Here is a 21342-nt window from a genome sequence, read left to right on the forward strand (position 1 = left end):
ACATTAGAACTATTGTGAATAGATAACTGTGAGAAGAGCTCATTCCGCTAAGCAGAATAAGCTCTCTGAAATTCGCTTTTCTATTTTCCTTTTCGATCTTTCATAGTGTTTTTGCACTGTACCCTTTTTTATATACATCATTTCAGCAATTTCCATAAATGAATACACGCCAACCTCATGCAATAAATAAACATCTTTTTCTCTAACGGTCAATAAAGCAAGAGCGTCTTCTATTCTTTCGTTGTCCCATACCGAAACTTCTTTCCCATCGAACTGATTTAATTCTTTGCGTTTGTTATTAAAGAAGCTCAAGGTGTCATTATTACTTTTTACAGTGTTTTGATACACAGAACGTCGATCTAAACCTCTCTTAGCACCAGGTTCCCTTCCCCTTACCAACCATCTTATGATGAGTTCATGGTCGCTGATCATGCTTCCATACATTTTTAAATCATATGTTTCTTGAGCTGTCCTTTTGTCTTCAGGAATGGACTTGATTATCTCCTTCTTAGTTTTTAAATCCTTCAAAGAACTTTTATACTCATAAATTAAATCAATCACATAACCAGCTCCCTTGTTTATCTTTGTTTCATAGCTCCACCCTTGCCCCTTCGATAAGTAGGGCGATTCACTCCCATTAGGTCTTCGACGTCCCGGTGACTCATACGCTCTTTCTTCTTCTTGGGTGTATTTTTCTTAGGGTGAGGGGTCTGTATGTTATTTTTGCGCTTGTACCTTTTGAGTTGATCACGTAACTGTTGACTCATTTGACCTCTCCTTTTCAAATAAAAAAGAGCACCAACTACAGCTGCGTGTTTGCAACTTGTAATCAGTGCCCTGGTTGTTCCAGTAGCTTATTTAATTACTGTTTCCTCATCTTCTTTGTACCAACGATCGCCGTATTTCTCCTGTCCAACTCTCATAAGATGCCAATATTTCTTCCGGTGCCTATCCGATTCCGTTTTAAGGTTTCTTATCCGCCTGTTTAAAGCATCTACTAAATGGGGTTCTTTGCTGCTAAATGCTTTATCTGTTTCTCTGGAAAGTGATCTTATCAATGAGTTTTTCAATGTTTCTCCGTCTTCTCCCAACTCTTGTTTCTTAGCCCTCTTAACCGAGCAACCACCGACATATACTCCAATGTGAGGAGGTATTTCATCTTTGACCTTATCGAATAACTCCCGAGGCATGACATAGTAGTTATAATGCCCGCAAAAGGTATTATTGGACTTACTTCTAAAATCAGAAACTGAAACTTTCACTTCATAGCAACGCCATATTCCGTTAGTATCATATGTCATGTAATCAACTCTTTCATTTCCAAACCACCCTATGGTGACTTCAAAACAACCAAATACGCCTTGTTTTTTAGTGGCTCTATATATTTCTTTTTCAAGCTTTTCGGTGAGTTCTGTTTTAGCGATGATCATCACCCTCATTTCTTTGTATAACTGATTTCGTATAGCTGCGGCTTACCGTTTTGCCATGTAATCGTCTGTTTACCGAATCCATCGCCTGGAGTATCTACTTTTTCGAGGACCCCATCCTTAACTCGATAAACTGCATTTTCCAACAGGTCTATTTCAGCCGTCGATTCTAGTTTTCCCGCTGCATCTGCCAATGTATAAGCCCCCTAGTAATATGCTATAATGAGATTGTCAGATTACATTAAAGCTGGGGCTTATGCTCTGGCTTTTTTATTTGTCCCTAATTTCAAAGAAAATCTTTCTCGCTTCAAACCAAGAACATCCATGCTGTCTCTGGATCACCTTCATGTACTCGGCAAAGAGTCTCTGATTCGCCACGAAAGCCTGTGAGTTCACCTTCTTATTGCATTCCAGTGGTGATTTCACTGATTGGGGCACTTCTATTTCCACGGGTTCAAATAATGCCATTTGTTCCATGATCCATCCTCCTAGTTAATAGTCATCGTATAGTAGCGTGTAAACATCCTTTAAAGCATGAGTCTGTTGTACGTCATCTTCAGAGTATTTCTTAATAAAATGAAATTCATGTCGATAAAGTTGGTAAATATTATATTTGGAGTGATTAATTTGTCAGAAGTACTACCTATTGGACTTTTAGCTCAAGACCTAAAAACTTGGGAATCTGTGATTGTCTCAGAAATGCCTGAAATTCCTAGAAACGAAACAAAATATAAAATCAAGGGCCATCATTTATTCGAGACTATTCATGGACATACCTTAATTTTAGATTTGTATAATCATAAAGAGGATAAGGATATCTCAATAAGCTTTCCGGACATTGAGGAAGTCAGATTAAATGACCTTTCCAACCAGCACCAACATAAATATTATTTAGAATGTAAAGTGAGATTACTAGATTACAAATTAAAAGATAAAAAAGGGGAAACTTCTATTGGTTTCAATAAAGATGAGTTTGACGACACAACCCTTATGAAAAACTCTTATATGAAATACAGACTAATTCTAGTTAATTAATCTATCACCCAGAGTGCTCGCTATAGAGCACTCTACCGCTTCACTATTCTTTTACTCCTTTGCATAATTTTATGTCTTAACCACTTGAATAAACGACGAACGGTTTACCTTCCCAGCGAGCATTAATAACTTCTGCAACGCTCTCAGTTTCCTCTGAATTTTCGTACTTGAGGATTTGCTTTTCTTTTGACACTTCTTCTACATCCTCAATCGGATAACAGGCATCTTCGCGATCATCGATTTCTTTTTGATAATAATCGACCGCATCCTCGGCATAGTAAGCAGCTACCGCATCGTACTCATTTACTTCAAACACACCAACATCTTTTAAGCCTTTAGTTTCTGCGATTTTTAATTCTTCCATCATCAATCTCTCCTTTGTTTTTTATTTCAGATGGCCGTTCCTCTTTATGGTCTCAGCAATTTCATTCGAATACGGTTCGTCTACATTCACAACCAGATAAGAATTGAAAGGCTCTTTTCCGTCCCTTGCTCGACCGTCTTCAATCTTGCTGAGATAGTGGAACAAAGCGCTGTCCAACTTCCTCTTCTCTTCCGGTGTCAGATACTTCTCACGATCACGTTCATTGATAATGGTGTACTTGCGCTCTCTTCCTTCGAGGATCGTTCCTTTGAAAGCCTCCTCTTCCTTTTGTTTCTGAGGAAGAATAGCTTTGATTTCATTGTTAATATGCGGCCAATTGTTATTCATTTGTTATCAACTCCTTATACCTAACCAAAATCCCACTATATTTTTTGGAATAAAAATGATAAAATTCACTCATTACTTTAGATGGAGGTAGATTTTTAGTTGAATACATTTACAAACTTCATAAGAAATGAAATTGTTGCACCAATTCTAGGTGTACTGGGTGGCATATTTTTCATTTACCTTGTCGCCTATTATGCAGAGCCATTAGCAAAGGTTCTTTTTAAATAGATCATTCAATTTGAGTGATCTATTTTTTATTAACTTGCAGCTGAGCACCCTTTTTCATATCTTCCTCACCTTCCAACCGAGTTTCTGCATCATTTGCACTTCTTTCGCTGATAATGGCTCATATACATAAACCCGATGACCTTCAGTTATTTTGAAAAGGTAATACCATTTTGGTTCCTTCATACGATCACTCTCCTTCAAAGAGGTCCAGTAGCAACCAACCGATAGCGACGAAACAAGCAATAAATGAGCTCAGTCACCATGTTTCAAATCCTTTAGGTTTTCTTTTCAAAGACTCGACTACAGCATCAATATCATCAGCATCTACACGTCTTACTTGATAGATTTGTCCATTCATTTTGATGATGTCCTCTTCGCCTGGAGCTAGGTCTACCAAGTGGGCGACAATCTATTGAGCGTTCATAACTTCACCTCACTAATTTCCACTTCTATTCTCGGCTTGGAGCTGTACCACTTGCTGATCGTAAACTCGACCACCTGACTGTCATCGTTCCAAATCACTTTGTTCAAAGCATCCTTGATTCCCTTAGCGTAATTATCAACGTCAGGTTTAGTCACTGGTCGGTACAATCCTGACTCAGCCTCTGCTGTGCGCTTTTTGGAGAAGCTCTTGAGCAATGGCTTATAAACTTTCACTCTCACGTTCAGTGGCCCTTCTAGTAAATCTGAGGGGGCATGTTGAGAAGCAACCAACCCTACATATTGTTTAAAGTCCTTAGATTTCTGAGGATCATAGAGAATCGTTTTGCCTTTTTTGGTTTTACCGGCTCTTGGCCTTCCTTGAGCAACCGCCTCACCTAATACTGTGAATTGAATCATTGAGCTCCCCCTTAATCAAAAAGCGTTATGAGAGTCTTATTCTGACACTTGGTACAAACAGAATAGATGCCTGTACGCTCTTTCCGAATATTAAACTCTTTTCCGTAGCAAACCTTACCACCCCAGCTGACATGGTTAATGCAAACCATCATCTGATTCGTGTATTTGCATTTGATGACCATCCTCTTCACGCTCCCTTTGAAACTTCTCCCAACAAACCGGACCATATCCACGTTCACGACTCTTGGAATCTATGAGCTTTCTTCCGCATCTTCCGCATTCGAGATATTTATCATCCATGTAAGACCTCCTAAGGTCAGGCGTTACCATCCCTTCTCCTGCACATAAAGAGCAAGGTGGTTCTTCTTGGCAGCCTCTCCCTTTACATGAGGGGCATATGACTAAATGATCGTATAAGACCATAACCTCACCTCAATATCCCGTAAGCTGGCGCTGATGGTTGACTTCGTTCTTTTTCAAATAATCCTCTTCAATCTGTTCTAAGGTGAATCCAAGCATTTCCCCTAAACCTACAAACAGGTCTGCTATATCCAACCAGTCACTATCATCAAGGTCCTCATGTAAGAATTCATTGAATGCTAAAAATTGATCGTTTACTTCATCTCGTTTCTCGGGCACAATACTCTCCAAATCCCATTCATCGGGTACATGGAGTTCTAATCCAATACTCAAAATAAAGTGGAGACAATCGACGTACTCTTCAAGAAGTGGATTTCTAAGGCGTGGCATGGACTTTCCGAACGAATCTATTTCTGATGTCCATTCCTCCGTTTTCGGTTCCTGATCATTACTCCAAAACTTAAATCCACGCCACTCATTTGCTAATTCACCAAGTTCCACTTGTAGAGCTAGAATCTTCCGTGGTAAGAGGTCTTGTCCTTCAAGCCCCTTCTCTTTAACGATGTGAGCATCCAGCCCACCTTGTATTTCAAACAGCTTTTTTAAATTCATGGCTCCATCCTCCTAGCAATTTGACACCTGAGATTAATGTGTATCTGTTCCAGCTCCGTCAAAGTCATGTCATCCGTTCGCTTACCGACACAATCTTCCGTATATCCCATCGTCCAAAGCTTGTGTATGAGGTGATTTCTGCGTTCCTCTACACCTTCAGATAACCGGGTTGGTGATAGATTCATAGATTAGCCTCCTTTATTTAACCCGTTTTTCAATCAACGTTTCTCCATTTCCGTTCTTCATTCGTACTCCTGGATTTTCACCCTTTATAATTTCCAAAGACAATGTGCCTTGTTTTGCAGCATGTCTTGCTTTTCTCGCAGATGTATAACACTTGGAGCATAGCCCTGTTTTCCATGTGTACTGGTTTGTTCGTTTCCCGCATATTTTGCACAAGGGACGATCTTTCTTACCCATCTAATCCCTCCTCAGAACCATTTATTTTGATCACTCGTAACGTCCACTTCCATCGCCCTAGCCATTGCCAGTTTACTCACCAATTCTTCATAGCTGAGTCCATCTAAATCCTTGAAACCCATAACCAGTAGCTGATCGATGATGTGTTTGGTTTTGTAATTCAGTTCACTGACTTTCATGAGGAAGCTCCTTATCGAAACGAAGTTCTACCGGACAAACTAAAGTCAGGTATTGGTTCCATTTGAAGATAGATGTTTTTAACCTTTCTCCACTCCAAAATCGCACTTTATCTTCTTCAACGTGTTCAACCTCTTGGAAATCGTCTTCATAGTGGATTAAGTCGCCCCCTTTATACTCATTAACCTCACGACCAATCTCAGCCCACTTGCGCCGTTCCTTCTCTTGCTCTTCTTCCTCTGGAGTGGCTAATCGGATAAGAGGACTGTTTATTGAAATTTCATTAAGATTTTGAAAGCCTTGATGGTAACCATCAACAACAATGTGTCCAGACTTCGTTCCTGTCACTTCCATTACGCATGTATGATATTCGTTCTCATAAACAATCCAATCACCGATTCCATATAGTTCTTGCACCTCATACCATCCGCATAAGAGTAAAGCGAATTGTTGAGGGGTGAAGTCTTCATCTAATGAATAATTGATATTCGGTTTATGCTCTATGAAATCCCTCATAACTGGATCAGCGTGCCTTCCATTCGTGAAATGCTTGAAATCTTCATATTGTTCTTTCGTAATTTTGATTTTCTCCATATCATTTCCCCTCCCTTATTTTCTTCTTACACACACTGCACCGCCCGGTTAAGGTGTTGATTCGATGGATTCCTCTAAACCGACAGTTAAACCACCTTCGTAACTTCTTCATGTTGCACCTCCCACTGCTTGCTCAACTCATTTTTGATTCGCTTAATCTCTTTCTTCGACCGTTCCTGAGCTGCCAACCGACATTCTTTATTCGGGCAGGGCATAATGTGCATTGTCGAATTCGTATAATCATAGCGGACCCCTCTGCCTCTACAGGTGGGGCAAAAAATGTTTTCCTCGCTCATAATCGTCGATCTCTCCCTTCCAGAATTAAGTTTTCCGCACCATGTTTCATTCGGCTCACTATCCTTCCGCCCTGGATAGATCCGTATTTATCGATAAGTTCTTCTGCTGTGTAGTTAGAAGTGAAAACTGTCGGCTTAATCTCCCTGGTATCAACCAATTTAAGTATTTTTTCTGAAGCCCATGTTTCATATCCATCTTCCCGCCGGTGATATTCAGCTCCTACTTCATCCAATATTAATACGTCCATGGAGCCTAACCGCTCATACACTTCTGATTCCTCAAGGGAAGAGTTTCGATCATACGAACTTCGTAACAACTTCAAAAGGTCGTCAGTCTGGATGAACATTGTCGATTTACCGAACTCTCGTAAATTTCTGGAGATGCATCGAGCCAGGTGACTTTTCCCGACCCCCATTCCCCCGCGAAGTATTAAAGAATGATTCTCTTTCTCCTCACTATCGAATTGTTTGACGAACTGAATGGCTGCTTTCTTCGCTTCTTTCTCGGAATCATTCTCTGGAAAGTAGTTCTTAAAGGTTGCGTCCTTTAAAGATTCGGGGATAACCTCATACATCTTGGAGAAGCCTATGTTCTTTCGCCTTAACTGCATTTCCTTGCGCTCTTCTTCTGTAGCTGCTGTTTTTGGTAAATTGTCTTTTAAGGTCTGGTTATCGCAATTCATGCATCTAGATTGCTCAACTCTATCTCCATCGGTAGTAATTCTTTCGATGATGGGAACAGTGGATCCGCAATTTTCACACTCTCGCTCGCCAATGGGATTAATCCCTCTCATTTGTAGGTGTTTCATCACTTTGTTCATGCCGTCTGCTGTACCATTCATCTCCTGCACCTCCTAAAATGCACCTGAATACTGTGGTTGTTTACGGTCTGGACCTTTTCTGTTGTTCCAAGAGTTCCGCTTATTCTTGTGATCTTCCATTTCCTTTTTAGCTTCTTCTATGGTTTTTAGTTCCATCTTTGCCCAGGTATTCATGATTGTTTTTGCAAAATTAAAAGTGTGCCCACCCTTACCAGATTCCTCTAGAGCAAGGGCGACCAACTCAGCTGGAAGTCCGTCTTGATCTATATACGCGTTCAGATCATCAACTTGGAGTGCACTCGGTTGTTTGTTGAAAGCCTTTAAGTAAATGTCAAAAATATTAACCTCACGCGTCTCTTCCTCTCCTACCTCTTCCACCTGAACATCCGAAGGTTCAGAACTAGATTCTTCTTCCTCGGCAAGTTCCTCAAACTTCACCACTCGTTGTTCAGAAGGTATGATCTCGTATATGGCCATCTTTCCGCCCTTTCTTGATCGGAATCGTATGAAACCAGCTTCCTCGAGGTCTTGTCTGGCTCTATCGTTCGTTTTAGGGGACTGGCCGGTTTTTGCTTCGAGATAAGACGTCCTTACGGTGAATGTATCTTTCCACCCCGTCTTATTGTTGATGTGCATGAGAGCATTGAATAGGTTGATTGCCCTGGCGGGTAAACCGCTGACACTCACCTGGCTATAAAAAGCATTTAATTCCTTGATGTAATTCATTTTTTACCGCCGTCCCCCTTAACTATTTTTTAACTATGATTGCTTTCATGCCTTCGATTTTTTCTAATTTCCACCCTGGATTTGTGTTTTTGACATATCCAGAAACGTAACCCTTAAACATTTCAGCCCTTTTCTCATAACCCTCCGTCATCCATACATAGCAGTAGGGTATTGCGACTTCCCTCCGATTCACGGCACATACACAGCCTTTCCGGTCAATGCTTGTATCTCATCTTTAAATCGTCTCTCATCGCTGTTGTTATCCGATAAATGCAACAACCATATCTCTCTCACTTTCTGTAGATCATTCGCCTTCAGGAACTCTTTAACGTTTTCTAAACTGAAGTGCGAACGTAGTAATCTCTTTTTCATCACCTTTGGAATTCGTCCAGCTGCAATATTCTTGTTAAGTATGTCTAGGCTGTAATTACACTCACAGAGGATATGTGTGAGGCCCTTGAACTTGTAGCGAATGTAATAGGTATCTGTAGCGAATAAGAGCTTGTCTCCGTCCTCATTCGCAAGCAGAAAACCTAGTGGTTCAGCTACATCATGTTCAACCTCAAAAGGTAAAATCGTCCATGTTCCAACGGTGAATGGTTCTTTTGATTTGATAGGCTTTACACGGTGTCCCTCAACGCCGATAGCCTCTGCCGTTCCCTTTGACATGTAGCAGTTCTTTCCGTTCTTGATCATATCCGGGACTCCAGCGCAATGGTCCTTGTGTTCATGAGTAATCAGACAAGCTTTTATTTTCGAAGTCTGGAAGTCTAGCTTCCTCTGGATCTCTTTGAATTTGATTCCTGCTTCAAGGAGCAAGGGGGTTTTGCCATCCGTTATGTGGTAGCAATTCCCCTTACTGGATGAAGCAAGGGCTTTAACTTCAATCATCAGAAATTGGGTCCAGACGTCGTTTGAGCTTCTTTCTGTTCAAAATCCATAGCTGCTTGTTCCAAATCACCGTCTGGTTGATCGGAAGGTTGTTCTGGCTCTTGCTCTTGTTCGGGTTCGTTGTATTCAATATCGATAATCTCGCCGTTAGCATTGGTTTGAATTTCTTCCTCCAATTGAGCTTCTTCAGCTGCCTCATCAGTATGATTAAAGTGGTCTAACACTAGATTGCTATCATTACTAGAGTTCAAGAACTTCTTGCAAGCTCTATTGATGACCGATTTCTTAGCCATTTCTTGCTTGAATTCATCATGCGTACTGCCCTTCTTTTCCTTCTCTTGATCTTTGCCCCAGAACTGTGCTTTGCTCCAAGCTTTACGCAACTCTTCGATAGTCATTAACTCTTGATAGACTTCGCCATCCTGAAGAACGATAGTGGCATATGCGCCAATGATGTTTTCTTTATTGATATTTCCGAACTTTTGCTTATGAGTAAGGTTCACAATACGACTGTTTTTCATTTCGTAGTCCACTTCATCACCTTCATAAATGACAGCTGCATCAATCGATTTTGCACCCGTGACCTGTTTCGTGACGGCCATGGTTCCAAAGTAGCTTCGTTGGAATGTGAGCGTGTTACCGTATACGATGAAGTACCCTTGTTTCTTGGCTGGGTTTAGGCCTTGGACAACCATATCTAGTAATGAATTGGCTACACTATCTCTTGTACAAACCTCAAGCGCTGGACGTTTATTTTTATCTTGGATGCCCTGCAATGTTAACCAAGCACTTTTCATAGCATTTTGCGGTGAATAGCTTGGAGGAAAGTGAACATCTCCATTTTCTTGAAAAGCCTTCACTTTCTCCGCCACCACATCAACGGTATCTTTCTTGATCATCGCTAATTCGTTTTTATTCTGGCTCATTGAACGTTCCCTCCATTTGATCTGTAATAGGATAAATCTTCATTTGTTCCTCATCAACTTCTCTCTTAACATTGGATGTAATATGTGTTTCGAATGAACCGTAAGCGCCAAAGGAGTTACTACCATTTTTGGAACGTTTTTTAATATGAAATTCATTGATTGCTTCTTGAGCATTAGGAGCTTCCACTTCAAATTCAGTCCTAATTTCTTGAACCTCTTTCACAATGAATTTGGTCATTTAAGCTACCTCCATTTCTTCTGCATGTTCGACTCTTAGCTTTTTATCTGGCTCGCTTACTACTAAGCTGATCATCTGGCTATCTAGGTTAATTAAGTCGGTGACAGCTTCGGCGTTATCGATAAAGATTGGAACCTGAATGCCGTAATGATCAGACAACGTATTGATGATGTCTAAGCCGACATTGATTCTTGCTGCGTTATTTAATCCGGAACTGTAAGGGACTCCATCAAACAGCGTTTCACACGTTTCTTTCAAACCTTCATTGATTTGATTGTCAAAAAGCTTGAATCTAGCAAATTTAAATTTCTCGTTGATTTTGCTAGTTAATAGATTCACTTTCGATCGAATGAATTCTTCGGTTAGATATAGCTGCTCTTCTAATTGCTCGTATTCTTCACCAAGCTTCTCCTGTTCAGCTTCCAGTTCTTTCACTCGCTGGTTACTTGCCTCAATCTGAACGAATTTCGCTAGGTCTTGATCAATAGCTCTCTTTTCTTGTCGAAGGGCCTCAAGCTCCGACTGAGCGCTACTGACCGACTCTTGAACATTGCTTCTTAGCTGTTCAATCTCTTGATCAACGGCTTGCTTTTCTTCTAACTTCGCCTTGTACTCTGGAAGCTCTTGATAGTCCGTTGTATTGGATTCAAGCTTATGGAGTTCTTGCTTCACTTTCTCTAAATCTTCTTCTTTCGTTTTGAGCTCATATCTCAAGTTGATTAATGCTGTATCATGATTTCCGATTTCTACACCAAGAGCCGTCTTTTTCTCACTCTTCTGCCCACCTTGTTCATTGATGGATTCAAGTTTATTTGCCTTGTTTTTATTAAATTCGCCTTTAGCTTTTTCATGAGCTTCTTGAATTTGCTCTTCTGGAAGTGACTGTCCGCATGTCGGGCAATTCTCATCGTGTTTGGATTCGAATTCTTCAGCATTGATTTTGTTATAGCGATCCCGGAGCTCCTTCATTTCTTTCTCCAGTTGTTCTTGTTGCTCTCTGTTCGATTTGACTGCACGTTCTTTCTGATCAATATCTCTTTGAATGCTATCCACTTCTCTAGCTAATCCATTCAATTCATTCCGTTTACCGTTCGTTTTATTATGGTTCAGGTCAGCTTGTTTGTTTTTGATTTCAAGCAGCTGGCCCTCAATCTCACGAGACTGTGTTTGCTTTTCACTTACTTGGCTACCATTATTGATGCGATTGATTTCCTCTTGCTTTTCGTCAATTTGTGATTGGATATAAGTGAGCTCATCGTTTAAATCCTGGCGATTCAGTTTACTTACATCGGGTTTGGAACGGTTTACTTCATCGATTCGAACAGGAATGCGTTCAAGTTCCTGGTTGATTTCTTTACGTTTAGCGGCAATAACCTTCTTGTGATCTTCAATGCTTCGCCCGTCTAGAAAATCAAGCAGCTTCTTCAAGCTAGGATTGGTTTGAATAACCTCTTCATCCGTCACGTCCCCGGCGATTTGAAGAAGTATTTCTCTTCGTTTCTGCCAATGAAGCTGTTCATTGAAATAGCTTGGTGACGTTAGAAGTTTAAATACGTCTTCATCAATGATTTCTGAAATTTTACTTTCAAATTCTTTTTTCTTGGAAGGTACGTCATCAATGAAATGATCTGTGGTGTGTCCAGTAAACTCTTTCTTTGGACCAGATCTTTTCTGTGTCCATTTTTCGTAATACACCTTACGAAGCTTTAATTCTTTTTCATTGAGAGTAAAGACTACTTCGACCTCATGCTCCAGGTTGTGCATTTCATTACCATCGCCATCAAGATTCTTAATGGAGAAGTCCTTCTTGTTCTGACTATCTTTGCCGAACAGCAACCAAGTAAAAGCATCGAACAGTGTAGTCTTTCCAGTGGCGTTGTCACCGTATATGCGGACGTTCTCTCCGTTTGGATCAACAACGAATTTTGTTACACCTTTAAAATTTTTAAGCGACAGTACATTTAGTTTTAGGTTTTGCAATACCAGCACTTCCTTTCAGGTTTTGATATTCATTTGTCAGTTCGATCAAATCATCATGATCTCCGTATTGAGCGACCATCTTGCAAAGGATGATGTAATTAGCATCTAATCCAATGCCTAACTCGTCTGGCTTCCGAAGTTCTTCTGCGTAGTTCATAAGGCCCTCCTTGTCGTTTTTATTGATTTAGGGCATAATGTAGATAGAATGTTTTTCAAAACGTCCACGTTGCTGCGTGGGCTTTTTTTAATGAACACTTTTGATTTCCTTGCCGCAAATGCCGCAGTACCTCGCGTCTGCTGAGTGGTCAGAAAAACCACATCGATCACAGGTGTAATTCATGAACTTTCACCTTCTTTCTGATGCCAGCGCATCGTTGAAACCAGGAACGTGGATAAATGGAAGACGTTCGTTAGAAAAGGAGGAGTTTCGCTCCTGGTCTCAACGACAGGCTGACCCTGTCGACGTTCTCTGCACTTTCATGCAGTCAATTCATTTTCTTCAACTCCTTACTGCCTTGCTTGCGACTAACATGCATGGTATATTGGAGTTACCAAGCTATATGTTTCACCTAAGTCATCTGGACGTCCATCCAGGTGGCTTTTCTTTTGTTCCAGCTTCCGTTGCTTATTCATCTAATCCCTCCTAACCACTCGTACACATCGCGTAATATAGAAATCCGAAAGCAACCACAAACATAATCAAGTAGGCTACATCCAATTTTGTTAGGCGCCTATTCATGGGCGTGACTCACCATTGCGACCGTAATTCCTTGACTCTCTAAATCGATAGACACTTGCTTTAAACGAACGTGATTTTCCTTTCGTTCTTTGAGGAACTCCAGTTGTTCCGCAATATCGATCATCCGTGTAGCTGTCATTTTGACTTTAAGTAAATCACCCTGAGCGAATTCTTCTTGTAGCTGATCGGTTAAGCTCCAAAATTCTTTTGTAAGTTTTACCGCCTCTCCAATGTCTTTAATTAGGTAGTTATCTAAATTATTCATGAAGTGACGTACCCCCTTGATTGAAGCTTTCTATGATGGTCTTCCCAGAGTTGAGGCCAGCTGATGTTGTATTCCTGACATATGGTGGCTACATAAGTGGTAGAGGCATGGATAACATCAATGAACTCTCTGGCTGACTGCTCTATGTCCTGCAACTCAAATGATTGCGTAAACTCTGGTCGATTAGTGATTTTTGCTTTATTCATAGCTTCGATAGCTTCCTGGAGCTCTTCCTCTAGCTTCGATTTAACTGCGGTGCGGTGTAGATCAACAGCAGGACCATCGAGTTTGGTAATCCCAATCCCTGTGTATTCAAAGGCTGCTTGTAAACCCAACCATGGGTCGTTGTATTTCTTTGTAAAGTGATGGGCTGTAGCAGGAGATATTTTACGCTCCCCTGATTCTTGCTTGGTGATATATTCTCTTGACTGAAACAAGTCCATGGACATTTGATTTTGAGATTTCCCCTCTTTCAATCGTGCTTCACGAAGCATTCGAGATGCTTTTCCTTTTTCCAATTTTCACACTCTCCTTTGTACCCAAGAAGGTACCTATTTTTTATTTGATTTGTTGTTATAGTTAAGGTGAATTAAATGATTCTAAGTTTTGATTCTCTGTTGATGTTGTCTTTGACCCAATTCGTATGTTCATCCATCCACTCAAACAGCTTTTCTGTTCGTACTCTTGGGTAACCCAGCTCACGACAGACAGGGAAATCTAGTCGGTTAAAAAGCTCTGCACATTTGGATTCACCGACGCCAGTCAATTCCATGAATTGTTTCCTAGTCAATACTGGCGGGATTTGATTTTGGATTTCATGCCTTTTAAGGGCTTGATCTACAGCTACATTGATAACTTTTTGAAATTGTTCTTGGTCGAAAGTAGCGTTAAACACTTTAAATCACCTCCCTAATCACTTGCTGCTGATTAAGAGTGTCAATCTCCATTCGAAGGGACGTGTCAGGTTGCCAAAGGCTAATGTATCGAATCCCTTCTTCGAATTGTTTTTTAGGAAGATCACCGTATCTTGGAATCGTGAAGTGATTTTTAAAATCTCTCCAGAAGGCTGAAAACACTTGGCGACTTACTTCTCCATAAGCTGGAGCCTTCTTACCGCCAATGACTTCCATGATTTTGGCGTTCGCTTTTTTCTTGATACGGTGCTCTTCTGCGCCGTCAATTCTCATGGTTTCTTCCAATTGAGTCAGGCGGTTATCATGTTGTTCTAAAGTTTCATCGTGTTCGATTGAAAATTTCATGGCTGCCATGAGTTGCTCTTTCTCAGAAAGTACTTTAGGTTGTTGTTGTTCCATTTCTTCAAAACGTGTGACGTATTCAGCTGTAAAGAGGACTCCTTTTTGTCCAGTCATCTTGTTAGCTACCATGTCGCAACCTTTCCGAGTTAGAAGATAACGTTTGTAATTGCGACCCGTTCCTGATTGGTAGGTGCTTTTCATGAAGAATTGATCAGCCCCCAAATCTGGGTTTTGATTAAGAACTGCAAAATAACCATCAATGTCTCTGATTAAGTGATCATGACGTCTACCTGTCATTTCCGCTACTTCACGACTATCTGCAAGAACTTGTCCATTTTGTGTAACAAGATTTAATTGATTCATTTGATGACCTCCATTTCAGTTTCCAACCTTTTCTAGTAATCTAGTACTAGGAAAGGAGGTAATAACGTGGACTACTCAGATGTAAACAAAATTGAAGTTCTTGATTCTGTTGAAGAAGTTAATAAAAAGCTAGAGCGCTATTGGACGTTGCTTTCGGTTCAAACTGTTACGGATGGCGCACAAAGTAAATTGAGTTACGTTGTTGGCTGGACCCACTCCGAAGATGAAGAAAACTATGTTTCCAGAAAGCGCAAAAACAAGGACATATTCTAAAACTCATTCGCTTATTTTTTGGTTCATAGAAACTGTTGGTATCCGCTCGGCAAGATCCTGAAGAAGATATTGAGCTTCTTGAAAAGTAAGATTATGTTTTTTACAAACCTGGTAAATTTCTTTTTGGATTTCAATTTCCTTTTCAACCTTTTTCTCAGCTTCTGTTGCAGCAGGTGCTGAGGATTGTCCGTTACTCATATGACTCACCTCCTAAGCAGTACTCAGTTTCCACCACCGCACTCAGTGTCGAGTCGTCGCGATGACCAGGTCATTTATTATGGCGTGGCTCATATCGTCGCTCACTCTCGCTCGTCGGCACTCAATGCGATGGTGGAAGTAGTTTTAACTTCCAACTCATTCACAAACACATATCGTGCGGTTGTTCACTAAAAAAAATTTCCTGAACGCTTTTTTTGTAGTAATTAGCAATAGAAACTTTAATTTTGTCACGGGGAATCCTTTGTCCATTCTCGTACATCTGAAGTGCACTAACGCTAACACCTAGCTGTTTAGCGACCTCTTCTCGTGATTGACTTCCTCTTAGTGCAGTTAATTTTTCACCAATGTATTTCTTATCCATGTTACACCTCATTTCTGCACGATTTGTGTTGTTAACTAGAATATTACACCGCACGTTTTGTGTTGTCAACACTTATCGTGTCTTTTTTCAAAAAAAATAATAATAACACACGAATTGTGTTATTATGACCACAGGTGATAGATATGACAAATTTTGGCGATATACTTCGCAAACTAAGAAAAGAACATAAATTGAGTCAGAGGGAACTTGGTGAAAAAGTACAGATAAGTGAAAGCTCAGTCAGTATGTACGAAAGAAACGAAAGAGAGCCTTCATTTGAGATCACCAATAAATTCGCTGACTTCTTCGATGTGTCTTCTGATTACTTACTTGGAAGGACCCATTCTAGAGAACCTGAAGATTTTTCTGAAGAAGAAATTGAAGGATTCTTCGGTTTTGATTTAGATTCGTTAAATGAAACAGAGGTTAAAGAACTGAAAGCTCAGTTGCGTAAAGAAGTTGAATTTTACCTGTGGCAGAAGAAGAAAAATAAATAAAGGGGTATTTTATGGTAATTTTTCTTTTGCTCGTTCTCATTGTAGTTATACTTTTCGGTAAAGAAATTAAATCCGCTATATATCTGTTTGTAGGTATATCTTTCATTTACTGGATAGCCACCTCTTTATTTGATTGGGGCTCAAACTTGTGGGAAAACCATTCAAGAGCCATAGTTATTATAACTTTATCTATTTTTGGCGGGCTGTATGGTTTTCAGCGAAACCGTAGACTAGCAGATCAAGAAGGATTAATCGTCTCTGAAGAAGAAAACGTTGCCCACACTTACAACAAAATAAATTCTTCCACTTCAGAATATAAACAGGATGAAGAGAATGATTTTAAAGAATATTTTCACCTATACAACCAAGCTAAGGATCTAGAAGGGACCTCTCCGCTAGAATCGCTTGAACTCTATATACACATACTTACCGAGTACAGACCTAAAGGGATGAATTATTACGAGCGTCCAACATATATACTTGAGGAGATTGGAAGTTACCAGGAAGCGATTGATATATGTGATAGAGCTATCAAAGAGATAGAAAACAATTTATTTAAAGGTGATCTTTACTCATTTAAAGATAGAAGAGAACGCCTCTTGCAAAAGCAAACTAAATATAGATTATAAGCCTTATGAAGGCTTTTCTTTTTAATCATAATACGAACATACATTCTCGTTAAGGGGTGATTACATGGAATATTTGATGACAAATCTGGAAAGAAAAATTGAAGAAGAAATGATCTCTTTGGGCATCGTGCAGCCCGCCGACCTTTTGGACTTAGAGGATATAGCCAAGAAGTATAACGCTTTTTTTAAGACGCATGCTCAAAGATCAATATCTGGAATGGTTCTTGGTGTCGATGTAATTCGAGTAGACAACCGAATTCCCTATTACAACCAACGTCAACAGTTCTTCCATGAACTTGGCCATGTTGTTTATCATATTGGCGATCAGAAATTCATGCCTAAATCTTTCATGGAGTATCAGGAGTTTAAGGCTAGGAATTACGCTCTTCATTACGCTGTGCCAACATTCATGCTTCTGAAATTGAAACTTCCTCGGTACCGTACAGAGGCAATCCGTAAGATTGCTCATGTATTTCAGGTCAGTTATGCGTTTGCTGAAGAAAGATTTATTCATTTTGAAAGACAGGTTACTGGCCACCACTTTTACAAGGAGATCTATAAACCAGGCAATTACCAACACTCAAATGATAGTGAAGAAAAAGCAATTGATTTACACGATGACCTACCTTTTTATGAACAACCTGCATTCAAAAGAATGATTTCGGAATTGAAAGAAAAGGGAGCCACCGATCAAGAAATCCAAAGTCTAATCTATCAGATCGAAAATTCCAAGCGGAAAAAATCTGTGATGTGAATTTCTATTAATCTACTACTACGTCGTTGTAGTAGTAGTTATATAGTTTAGTTTTATGTTTAGTAATATGCGACAGTACGCGCGTCAATTTGACGCTAGGTCTGTCTGTGGAAATAAACGGAACGTCATATTGACGTGGGGTCTGTCCGTTGTTCTGTCTGAGGAGTTAAATGCAACGTCAATTTGACTGTAGTTCTGACGTGCGTTCTGTCTGTAGAGTCAATCCCTCCGTCAATTTGACGAGCGTTTTGACTCTAGTTCTGGCTATGGAAGTAAATGGAGCGTCATATTGACGCTTGTTCTGTCTGTAGTTTGGTACGAAGTTTTCTTGTTTCTAGGAGTTACGTCTTGAAAAATGTACCCATCTTACCCATCGTTTTCATTTAAAGTACCCCATAGGAGGTGTGGATTTTGAAATGTAAAAAAGTAGAACTAAAGACAGGAAAAATCAGCTGGGAATGCGTAGATGATGCGCCCCGGGATCCTGCCACAGGGAAAAGGAGGCAAATTACCCGCAGAGGCTCCACCAAGCGAGAAGCCAGAGCCCGAGTAGAGAAGGCTATACGGTCATTAATGGAGGACGGGATTGATGAGAAAGTAAGTGGCAATACGACGTTTGAGACAGCTGCATTGAACTGGCTAGAGGTTTATAGTTTGACAGGTGTGAAACGGAGCACCATACGAATACGTGAAAAAGAAATAAAAATACTCTTGAGGTATATCGCAAAGACACCTATCTCCCAGGTGACTCACAATATGTACCAAAAGATTTTGAACGACCTGGCGCCTGATTACGCGAGAACATCAATCCAAGGTGTGAACACTACGGCTGGTATGATTTTCAAGCATGCTATTAAAAACAAATTAATAAAAGATGATCCCTCGATTGGTGTAGTTGTTCCTAAAAAGCAAAGAACCGTTGAAGATATCGAGAATGAAAAAGTTGAGGAGAAATATCTGGAGAGATCGGAATTGGAATTGTTTCTATCCGCAGTAAGAGAACACGGCCTGGACCTAGATTTAGAACGTTTTTATATGTTGGCTTTTTCCGGTATGAGATCTGGGGAGCTCTGTGCTTTAAAATGGCCAGATGTGAATTTTACAGATGAGACAATTCGAATTACCAAAACTATTTATAATGAGAACAACAATATGAAAGATTATCAAATTACTCCTCCGAAAACGGAAGGATCTATCCGAACCATCAATATCGAAAGAGAGATTCTTGATCTATTAAAATCTCATCGGAAGAGGCAGATGAAAATCCACAATGAATATCGCATCCAGTTAGAAGATTTCCATGAGGGTAACTTCGTTTTTTGTAGAGCCAATGGATATCCGTTTATGCAGAAGAACTTAATAAGTAGGATGCAACGATTAATGAACTATGTGGATATAGACAAACACGCCACTCCTCATATATTCAGGCACACAGCCATAAGTATGATGACGGAAGCTGGAATTGACCTGGCGACAATCATGGAGAAGGTTGGACACGAAGATATCAAAACAACTATGAAGATTTACACCCACGTAACGAAGAAAATGAAAGAGGACGCTTCCGGAAAGGTAAGGAACCTTTACGAAAACGCCCTCCAACATATCAATTTCAATTAAAATGTGAGGTTTCTGTGAGGTTTTTGCTAGTTCACTAGCATAACACCCTGCAGAAGCCTTGATAAACCAGGGTTTTAAGGCGAATTTTTACATCATGCCGCCCATTCCGCCCATGCCACCCATGTCAGGCATGCCGCCGCCAGAACCTTCTTCATCAGGAAGGTCAGCGACTACAGCTTCAGTCGTCAAGAACATAGCTGCTACGGAAGCTGCGTTTTGAAGTGCAGAACGAGTTACTTTTGTAGGGTCGACGATTCCTTGTTCGACCATGTTCACCCATTCGCCTGTTGCTGCGTTGAAGCCGATGCCGACTTGTTCGCCTTTTAGACGTTCGACAATGATGGATCCTTCTTGACCTGCATTGTGAACGATTTGACGAACTGGCTCTTCAAGGGCACGAAGTACGATGCTTGCACCAGTTGCTTCATCGTCTTTCAATCCAAGACCTTCAACAGAGGTGATGATGTTCACTAGAGCTGTACCACCACCAGCGACGATGCCTTCTTCTACCGCTGCTCGTGTAGAGTTCAAGGCGTCTTCGATGCGTAGTTTACGCTCTTTCAATTCTGTTTCTGTCGCTGCTCCGACTTTGATGACAGCTACGCCGCCAGAAAGCTTCGCAAGACGTTCTTGTAGTTTTTCTTTGTCGAATTCAGAAGTGGATTCTTCTGCTTGGGCACGGATTTGAGCAACACGGGAAGAGATTTGCTCAGGACTTCCAGCGCCTTCGACGATTGTCGTGTTTTCTTTTGTGATGACTGCTTTGGACGCACGGCCAAGCTGGTCGATCGTTGTATTCTTCAATTCAAGTCCAAGATCTTCTGTGATTACTTGGGCACCTGTCATTGTTGCGATATCTTCCAGCATCGCTTTACGACGGTCACCGAATCCTGGAGCTTTGACAGATACTGCGTTGAATGTACCACGAAGTTTGTTCACAACAAGTGTTGCAAGTGCTTCGCCTTCAACGTCTTCAGAGATCAATAGAAGTGGCTTGGATTGTTGAACCACTTGTTCAAGTACAGGAAGAACTTCCTGGATGTTGTTGATTTTCTTATCTGTAATCAAGATGTATGGGTCTTCTAGTGTCGCTTCCATCTTGTCCTGGTCTGTCACCATGTATGGAGAAGCGTAGCCACGGTCGAACTGCATACCTTCAACTACTTCTAGCTCAGTGTTGAATCCTTTAGATTCTTCGATTGTGATGACACCGTCATTCCCAACGCGTTCCATAGCTTCAGCAATCAGTTGACCTACTTCGTCATCACTAGCTGAGATAGAAGCAACCTGGGAGATGGACTCGCGGCCTTCGATAGGCTTAGAAATTTTACGCAGCTCTTCAGTCGCTACGGCAGTCGCTTTTTCAATTCCGCGACGGATACCGACCGGGTTTGCACCAGAAGTTACGTTTTTAAGACCTTCGCGGATCATGGCTTGTGCAAGGACTGTTGCCGTTGTTGTACCATCACCAGCGATTTCGTTCGTCTTGGAAGCAACTTCAGAAACGAGTTGCGCTCCCATGTTTTCGAAGTGATCTTCGAGTTCGATCTCTTTAGCGATTGTCACACCATCATTAGTGATCAGTGGAGAACCGAATTTTTTATCTAGAACGACGTTACGTCCTTTTGGTCCGAGTGTTACTTTTACAGCATCTGCTAACGTATCGACACCACGAAGCATAGAACGACGTGCGTCTTCACTAAATTTAATTTCTTTAGCCATTTAAAAATGCCCTCCTCATAAAAATCGTATCTCTAAGTATATTATTTTTATAGAAAAAATAACTACTGAATGACAGCTAGTACATCAGATTCGCGTAGAATCAAGTATTCGCTACCTTCATACTTCACTTCTGTTCCAGCGAATTTCGAATAGACGACGCGGTCACCTTGAGCAACTTCCAATGCAACTTTCTCACCGTTATCTGTGATACGGCCAGAACCGACTGCAACAACTTTACCTTCTAGCGGTTTTTCTTTTGCAGAGTCAGGAAGTACAATTCCGCTCGCAGTAGTTTGATCTTCTTCAATAAGTTCAATAACAATACGATCACCAAGTGGCTTTAACAATTAGGACACCCTCCTTG

38 protein-coding genes are annotated in these 21342 nt (G+C 40.7%); 8 read left to right on the forward strand and 30 right to left on the reverse strand.

Translation table 11 applies throughout. The features are described 5' to 3' along the window. Positions 1–39: 39 nt before the first annotated feature. The 5 genes from HLI_RS09005 to HLI_RS09025 all read right to left on the reverse strand — a co-directional run bounded on the left by HLI_RS09005 (position 40) and on the right by HLI_RS09025 (position 1904). Positions 40–561 carry a sigma factor-like helix-turn-helix DNA-binding protein gene (locus HLI_RS09005; protein ID WP_164908526.1) on the reverse strand — a complete coding sequence of 174 codons (522 nt, stop codon included), beginning with the start codon at positions 559–561 and terminating at the stop codon, positions 40–42. A gap of 17 nt (positions 562–578) precedes the next feature. Further along, entirely contained in the window at positions 579–767 is a 189-nt protein-coding gene (locus tag HLI_RS09010; protein WP_128524681.1) for a hypothetical protein, read from the reverse strand. An 87-nt stretch (positions 768–854) separates the two neighbouring features. After that, entirely contained in the window at positions 855–1430 is a 576-nt protein-coding gene (locus HLI_RS09015) for a hypothetical protein (protein ID WP_241655965.1), read from the reverse strand. Between the two features lie 5 nt (positions 1431–1435). Further along, positions 1436–1621: a DUF3954 domain-containing protein gene (locus HLI_RS09020; RefSeq protein ID WP_128524683.1), complete on the reverse strand. Its 186-nt coding sequence runs from the start codon at positions 1619–1621 to the stop codon at positions 1436–1438. 76 nt (positions 1622–1697) lie between these two features. Beyond that, a complete protein-coding gene (locus HLI_RS09025; protein ID WP_128524684.1) occupies positions 1698–1904 on the reverse strand; it encodes a hypothetical protein in 207 nt (68 codons plus the stop codon). 150 nt (positions 1905–2054) lie between these two features. On the opposite strand from HLI_RS09025, the gene HLI_RS09030 reads away from it, so the two are divergent. Continuing rightward, positions 2055–2462, forward strand: a complete 408-nt coding sequence (locus HLI_RS09030; protein ID WP_128524685.1) for a hypothetical protein — start codon at positions 2055–2057, stop codon at positions 2460–2462. Positions 2463–2538: 76 nt separating this feature from the next. Here the strand turns inward: HLI_RS09030 and HLI_RS09035 are convergent, their stop codons facing one another. Both HLI_RS09035 and HLI_RS09040 read right to left on the reverse strand, forming a co-directional pair. Beyond that, positions 2539–2826, reverse strand: a complete 288-nt coding sequence (locus HLI_RS09035; protein WP_128524686.1) for a hypothetical protein — start codon at positions 2824–2826, stop codon at positions 2539–2541. A gap of 21 nt (positions 2827–2847) precedes the next feature. Further along, the gene (locus tag HLI_RS09040; protein ID WP_241655966.1) at positions 2848–3174 is read right to left on the reverse strand and encodes a hypothetical protein; all 327 of its coding nucleotides are present in this window, start codon (positions 3172–3174) and stop codon (positions 2848–2850) included. Between the two features lie 99 nt (positions 3175–3273). Here HLI_RS09040 and HLI_RS22125 point away from each other — a divergent pair, with 99 nt between their 5' ends. Then, a complete protein-coding gene (locus HLI_RS22125; protein ID WP_277750310.1) occupies positions 3274–3402 on the forward strand; it encodes a hypothetical protein in 129 nt (42 codons plus the stop codon). A 54-nt stretch (positions 3403–3456) separates the two neighbouring features. On the opposite strand, the gene HLI_RS22130 is transcribed toward HLI_RS22125, so the two are convergent. The 15 genes from HLI_RS22130 to HLI_RS09100 form a co-directional block, all read right to left on the reverse strand. Further along, positions 3457–3585, reverse strand: a complete 129-nt coding sequence (locus tag HLI_RS22130) for a hypothetical protein (RefSeq protein WP_277750311.1) — start codon at positions 3583–3585, stop codon at positions 3457–3459. Positions 3586–3822: 237 nt separating this feature from the next. Next, positions 3823–4242, reverse strand: a complete 420-nt coding sequence (locus tag HLI_RS09045; protein ID WP_128524687.1) for a RusA family crossover junction endodeoxyribonuclease — start codon at positions 4240–4242, stop codon at positions 3823–3825. Between the two features lie 135 nt (positions 4243–4377). Then, positions 4378–4542 (reverse strand): DUF6011 domain-containing protein, encoded by a 165-nt coding sequence (locus HLI_RS21580; protein WP_164908527.1) that lies wholly within the window; start codon positions 4540–4542, stop codon positions 4378–4380. Positions 4543–4674: 132 nt separating this feature from the next. Next, entirely contained in the window at positions 4675–5214 is a 540-nt protein-coding gene (locus HLI_RS09050) for a dUTP diphosphatase (RefSeq protein WP_128524688.1), read from the reverse strand. Continuing rightward, positions 5211–5399: a Fur-regulated basic protein FbpA gene (locus HLI_RS09055; protein ID WP_128524689.1), complete on the reverse strand. Its 189-nt coding sequence runs from the start codon at positions 5397–5399 to the stop codon at positions 5211–5213. The genes HLI_RS09050 and HLI_RS09055 overlap by 4 nt, the downstream gene beginning before the upstream one ends. Before the next feature lie 13 nt (positions 5400–5412). Then, entirely contained in the window at positions 5413–5634 is a 222-nt protein-coding gene (locus tag HLI_RS09060; RefSeq protein ID WP_128524690.1) for a hypothetical protein, read from the reverse strand. Between the two features lie 11 nt (positions 5635–5645). Further along, on the reverse strand, positions 5646–5813 hold the full coding sequence (locus tag HLI_RS21585; protein ID WP_164908528.1) for a hypothetical protein: 168 nt from the start codon (positions 5811–5813) through the stop codon (positions 5646–5648). After that, positions 5800–6405, reverse strand: coding sequence for a hypothetical protein (locus HLI_RS09065; protein ID WP_128524691.1), 606 nt, complete (start codon positions 6403–6405; stop codon positions 5800–5802). The genes HLI_RS21585 and HLI_RS09065 overlap by 14 nt, the downstream gene beginning before the upstream one ends. A 292-nt stretch (positions 6406–6697) precedes the next feature. Then, positions 6698–7543 (reverse strand): ATP-binding protein, encoded by an 846-nt coding sequence (locus tag HLI_RS09070; RefSeq protein WP_128524692.1) that lies wholly within the window; start codon positions 7541–7543, stop codon positions 6698–6700. 12 nt (positions 7544–7555) lie between these two features. Next, positions 7556–8248 carry a DnaD domain-containing protein gene (locus tag HLI_RS09075; protein ID WP_128524693.1) on the reverse strand — a complete coding sequence of 231 codons (693 nt, stop codon included), beginning with the start codon at positions 8246–8248 and terminating at the stop codon, positions 7556–7558. A gap of 189 nt (positions 8249–8437) precedes the next feature. Beyond that, positions 8438–9139 carry an MBL fold metallo-hydrolase gene (locus tag HLI_RS09080; RefSeq protein ID WP_128524694.1) on the reverse strand — a complete coding sequence of 234 codons (702 nt, stop codon included), beginning with the start codon at positions 9137–9139 and terminating at the stop codon, positions 8438–8440. After that, positions 9139–10065 (reverse strand): recombinase RecT, encoded by a 927-nt coding sequence (locus HLI_RS09085; RefSeq protein WP_128524695.1) that lies wholly within the window; start codon positions 10063–10065, stop codon positions 9139–9141. Before HLI_RS09085 ends, HLI_RS09080 begins: the two co-directional genes overlap by 1 nt. Then, complete coding sequence (locus tag HLI_RS09090) at positions 10052–10303, reverse strand: hypothetical protein (protein ID WP_128524696.1); 252 nt, start codon at positions 10301–10303, stop codon at positions 10052–10054. The genes HLI_RS09085 and HLI_RS09090 overlap by 14 nt, the downstream gene beginning before the upstream one ends. Beyond that, positions 10304–12292, reverse strand: a complete 1989-nt coding sequence (locus tag HLI_RS09095; RefSeq protein WP_241655967.1) for an AAA family ATPase — start codon at positions 12290–12292, stop codon at positions 10304–10306. Next, positions 12249–12440, reverse strand: a complete 192-nt coding sequence (locus HLI_RS09100) for a hypothetical protein (RefSeq protein WP_128524698.1) — start codon at positions 12438–12440, stop codon at positions 12249–12251. The genes HLI_RS09095 and HLI_RS09100 overlap by 44 nt, the downstream gene beginning before the upstream one ends. A gap of 181 nt (positions 12441–12621) precedes the next feature. On the opposite strand from HLI_RS09100, the gene HLI_RS09105 reads away from it, so the two are divergent. Further along, positions 12622–12930 carry a hypothetical protein gene (locus HLI_RS09105; RefSeq protein ID WP_128524699.1) on the forward strand — a complete coding sequence of 103 codons (309 nt, stop codon included), beginning with the start codon at positions 12622–12624 and terminating at the stop codon, positions 12928–12930. An 84-nt stretch (positions 12931–13014) separates the two neighbouring features. Here the strand turns inward: HLI_RS09105 and HLI_RS09110 are convergent, their stop codons facing one another. The 4 genes from HLI_RS09110 to HLI_RS09125 all read right to left on the reverse strand — a co-directional run bounded on the left by HLI_RS09110 (position 13015) and on the right by HLI_RS09125 (position 14906). Further along, positions 13015–13287 (reverse strand): hypothetical protein, encoded by a 273-nt coding sequence (locus HLI_RS09110; protein ID WP_128524700.1) that lies wholly within the window; start codon positions 13285–13287, stop codon positions 13015–13017. Further along, the gene (locus HLI_RS09115; protein ID WP_128524701.1) at positions 13284–13805 is read right to left on the reverse strand and encodes a helix-turn-helix transcriptional regulator; all 522 of its coding nucleotides are present in this window, start codon (positions 13803–13805) and stop codon (positions 13284–13286) included. Before HLI_RS09115 ends, HLI_RS09110 begins: the two co-directional genes overlap by 4 nt. 71 nt (positions 13806–13876) lie before the next feature. Then, on the reverse strand, positions 13877–14182 hold the full coding sequence (locus tag HLI_RS09120) for a DNA-binding protein (RefSeq protein WP_128524702.1): 306 nt from the start codon (positions 14180–14182) through the stop codon (positions 13877–13879). A 1-nt stretch (position 14183) separates the two neighbouring features. Next, positions 14184–14906 carry an ORF6C domain-containing protein gene (locus HLI_RS09125; protein ID WP_128524703.1) on the reverse strand — a complete coding sequence of 241 codons (723 nt, stop codon included), beginning with the start codon at positions 14904–14906 and terminating at the stop codon, positions 14184–14186. 66 nt (positions 14907–14972) lie between these two features. Between HLI_RS09125 and HLI_RS09130 the strand changes: the two genes are divergently transcribed. Next, positions 14973–15179 carry a hypothetical protein gene (locus HLI_RS09130; RefSeq protein WP_128524704.1) on the forward strand — a complete coding sequence of 69 codons (207 nt, stop codon included), beginning with the start codon at positions 14973–14975 and terminating at the stop codon, positions 15177–15179. 3 nt (positions 15180–15182) lie between these two features. Here HLI_RS09130 and HLI_RS09135 read toward each other — a convergent pair whose 3' ends face one another. Further along, complete coding sequence (locus HLI_RS09135) at positions 15183–15377, reverse strand: hypothetical protein (RefSeq protein WP_128524705.1); 195 nt, start codon at positions 15375–15377, stop codon at positions 15183–15185. A gap of 160 nt (positions 15378–15537) precedes the next feature. Continuing rightward, a complete protein-coding gene (locus HLI_RS09140) occupies positions 15538–15759 on the reverse strand; it encodes a helix-turn-helix transcriptional regulator (RefSeq protein WP_128524706.1) in 222 nt (73 codons plus the stop codon). Between the two features lie 143 nt (positions 15760–15902). On the opposite strand from HLI_RS09140, the gene HLI_RS09145 reads away from it, so the two are divergent. The 4 genes from HLI_RS09145 to HLI_RS09160 all read left to right on the forward strand — a co-directional run bounded on the left by HLI_RS09145 (position 15903) and on the right by HLI_RS09160 (position 19256). Next, on the forward strand, positions 15903–16256 hold the full coding sequence (locus HLI_RS09145) for a helix-turn-helix domain-containing protein (protein WP_128524707.1): 354 nt from the start codon (positions 15903–15905) through the stop codon (positions 16254–16256). 11 nt (positions 16257–16267) lie between these two features. Then, positions 16268–16885 carry a hypothetical protein gene (locus tag HLI_RS09150; protein WP_128524708.1) on the forward strand — a complete coding sequence of 206 codons (618 nt, stop codon included), beginning with the start codon at positions 16268–16270 and terminating at the stop codon, positions 16883–16885. Positions 16886–16949: 64 nt separating this feature from the next. Further along, positions 16950–17639 carry an ImmA/IrrE family metallo-endopeptidase gene (locus tag HLI_RS09155; protein WP_128524709.1) on the forward strand — a complete coding sequence of 230 codons (690 nt, stop codon included), beginning with the start codon at positions 16950–16952 and terminating at the stop codon, positions 17637–17639. A 411-nt stretch (positions 17640–18050) separates the two neighbouring features. Further along, on the forward strand, positions 18051–19256 hold the full coding sequence (locus tag HLI_RS09160) for a tyrosine-type recombinase/integrase (protein ID WP_128524710.1): 1206 nt from the start codon (positions 18051–18053) through the stop codon (positions 19254–19256). An 87-nt stretch (positions 19257–19343) separates the two neighbouring features. On the opposite strand, the gene groL is transcribed toward HLI_RS09160, so the two are convergent. Both groL and groES read right to left on the reverse strand, forming a co-directional pair. Next, positions 19344–20978 (reverse strand): chaperonin GroEL, encoded by a 1635-nt coding sequence (gene groL, locus HLI_RS09165; RefSeq protein WP_128524711.1) that lies wholly within the window; start codon positions 20976–20978, stop codon positions 19344–19346. Positions 20979–21040: 62 nt separating this feature from the next. Continuing rightward, positions 21041–21325: a co-chaperone GroES gene (gene groES / locus HLI_RS09170; RefSeq protein ID WP_128524712.1), complete on the reverse strand. Its 285-nt coding sequence runs from the start codon at positions 21323–21325 to the stop codon at positions 21041–21043. Between the last annotated feature and the right edge of the window lie 17 nt (positions 21326–21342).

This window comes from Halobacillus litoralis, assembly GCF_004101865.1.
Taxonomy (GTDB): domain Bacteria; phylum Bacillota; class Bacilli; order Bacillales; family Halobacillaceae; genus Halobacillus; species Halobacillus litoralis_A.

Coding starts and splice junctions, on each gene's coding strand:
- HLI_RS09070 (WP_128524692.1), bottom strand. CDS start 7,543: ATGAATGGTACAGCAGACGGCATGAACAAAGTGATGAAACACCTACAA.
- HLI_RS09145 (WP_128524707.1), top strand. CDS start 15,903: ATGACAAATTTTGGCGATATACTTCGCAAACTAAGAAAAGAACATAAA.
- HLI_RS09155 (WP_128524709.1), top strand. CDS start 16,950: ATGGAATATTTGATGACAAATCTGGAAAGAAAAATTGAAGAAGAAATG.
- HLI_RS09075 (WP_128524693.1), bottom strand. CDS start 8,248: ATGAATTACATCAAGGAATTAAATGCTTTTTATAGCCAGGTGAGTGTC.
- HLI_RS09060 (WP_128524690.1), bottom strand. CDS start 5,634: ATGGGTAAGAAAGATCGTCCCTTGTGCAAAATATGCGGGAAACGAACA.
- HLI_RS09025 (WP_128524684.1), bottom strand. CDS start 1,904: ATGGAACAAATGGCATTATTTGAACCCGTGGAAATAGAAGTGCCCCAA.
- HLI_RS09090 (WP_128524696.1), bottom strand. CDS start 10,303: ATGACCAAATTCATTGTGAAAGAGGTTCAAGAAATTAGGACTGAATTT.
- HLI_RS09080 (WP_128524694.1), bottom strand. CDS start 9,139: ATGATTGAAGTTAAAGCCCTTGCTTCATCCAGTAAGGGGAATTGCTAC.
- groL (WP_128524711.1), bottom strand. CDS start 20,978: ATGGCTAAAGAAATTAAATTTAGTGAAGACGCACGTCGTTCTATGCTT.
- HLI_RS09050 (WP_128524688.1), bottom strand. CDS start 5,214: ATGAATTTAAAAAAGCTGTTTGAAATACAAGGTGGGCTGGATGCTCAC.
- HLI_RS09055 (WP_128524689.1), bottom strand. CDS start 5,399: ATGAATCTATCACCAACCCGGTTATCTGAAGGTGTAGAGGAACGCAGA.
- HLI_RS09010 (WP_128524681.1), bottom strand. CDS start 767: ATGAGTCAACAGTTACGTGATCAACTCAAAAGGTACAAGCGCAAAAAT.
- HLI_RS09040 (WP_241655966.1), bottom strand. CDS start 3,174: ATGAATAACAATTGGCCGCATATTAACAATGAAATCAAAGCTATTCTT.
- HLI_RS09150 (WP_128524708.1), top strand. CDS start 16,268: ATGGTAATTTTTCTTTTGCTCGTTCTCATTGTAGTTATACTTTTCGGT.
- HLI_RS09110 (WP_128524700.1), bottom strand. CDS start 13,287: ATGAATAATTTAGATAACTACCTAATTAAAGACATTGGAGAGGCGGTA.
- HLI_RS09015 (WP_241655965.1), bottom strand. CDS start 1,430: ATGATCATCGCTAAAACAGAACTCACCGAAAAGCTTGAAAAAGAAATA.
- HLI_RS09105 (WP_128524699.1), top strand. CDS start 12,622: ATGAACTTTCACCTTCTTTCTGATGCCAGCGCATCGTTGAAACCAGGA.
- HLI_RS21580 (WP_164908527.1), bottom strand. CDS start 4,542: ATGGATGATAAATATCTCGAATGCGGAAGATGCGGAAGAAAGCTCATA.
- HLI_RS09140 (WP_128524706.1), bottom strand. CDS start 15,759: ATGGATAAGAAATACATTGGTGAAAAATTAACTGCACTAAGAGGAAGT.
- HLI_RS22130 (WP_277750311.1), bottom strand. CDS start 3,585: ATGAAGGAACCAAAATGGTATTACCTTTTCAAAATAACTGAAGGTCAT.
- HLI_RS09065 (WP_128524691.1), bottom strand. CDS start 6,405: ATGGAGAAAATCAAAATTACGAAAGAACAATATGAAGATTTCAAGCAT.
- HLI_RS09045 (WP_128524687.1), bottom strand. CDS start 4,242: ATGATTCAATTCACAGTATTAGGTGAGGCGGTTGCTCAAGGAAGGCCA.
- HLI_RS09135 (WP_128524705.1), bottom strand. CDS start 15,377: ATGAGTAACGGACAATCCTCAGCACCTGCTGCAACAGAAGCTGAGAAA.
- HLI_RS09035 (WP_128524686.1), bottom strand. CDS start 2,826: ATGGAAGAATTAAAAATCGCAGAAACTAAAGGCTTAAAAGATGTTGGT.
- HLI_RS21585 (WP_164908528.1), bottom strand. CDS start 5,813: ATGAAAGTCAGTGAACTGAATTACAAAACCAAACACATCATCGATCAG.
- HLI_RS09085 (WP_128524695.1), bottom strand. CDS start 10,065: ATGAGCCAGAATAAAAACGAATTAGCGATGATCAAGAAAGATACCGTT.
- HLI_RS09125 (WP_128524703.1), bottom strand. CDS start 14,906: ATGAATCAATTAAATCTTGTTACACAAAATGGACAAGTTCTTGCAGAT.
- HLI_RS09100 (WP_128524698.1), bottom strand. CDS start 12,440: ATGAACTACGCAGAAGAACTTCGGAAGCCAGACGAGTTAGGCATTGGA.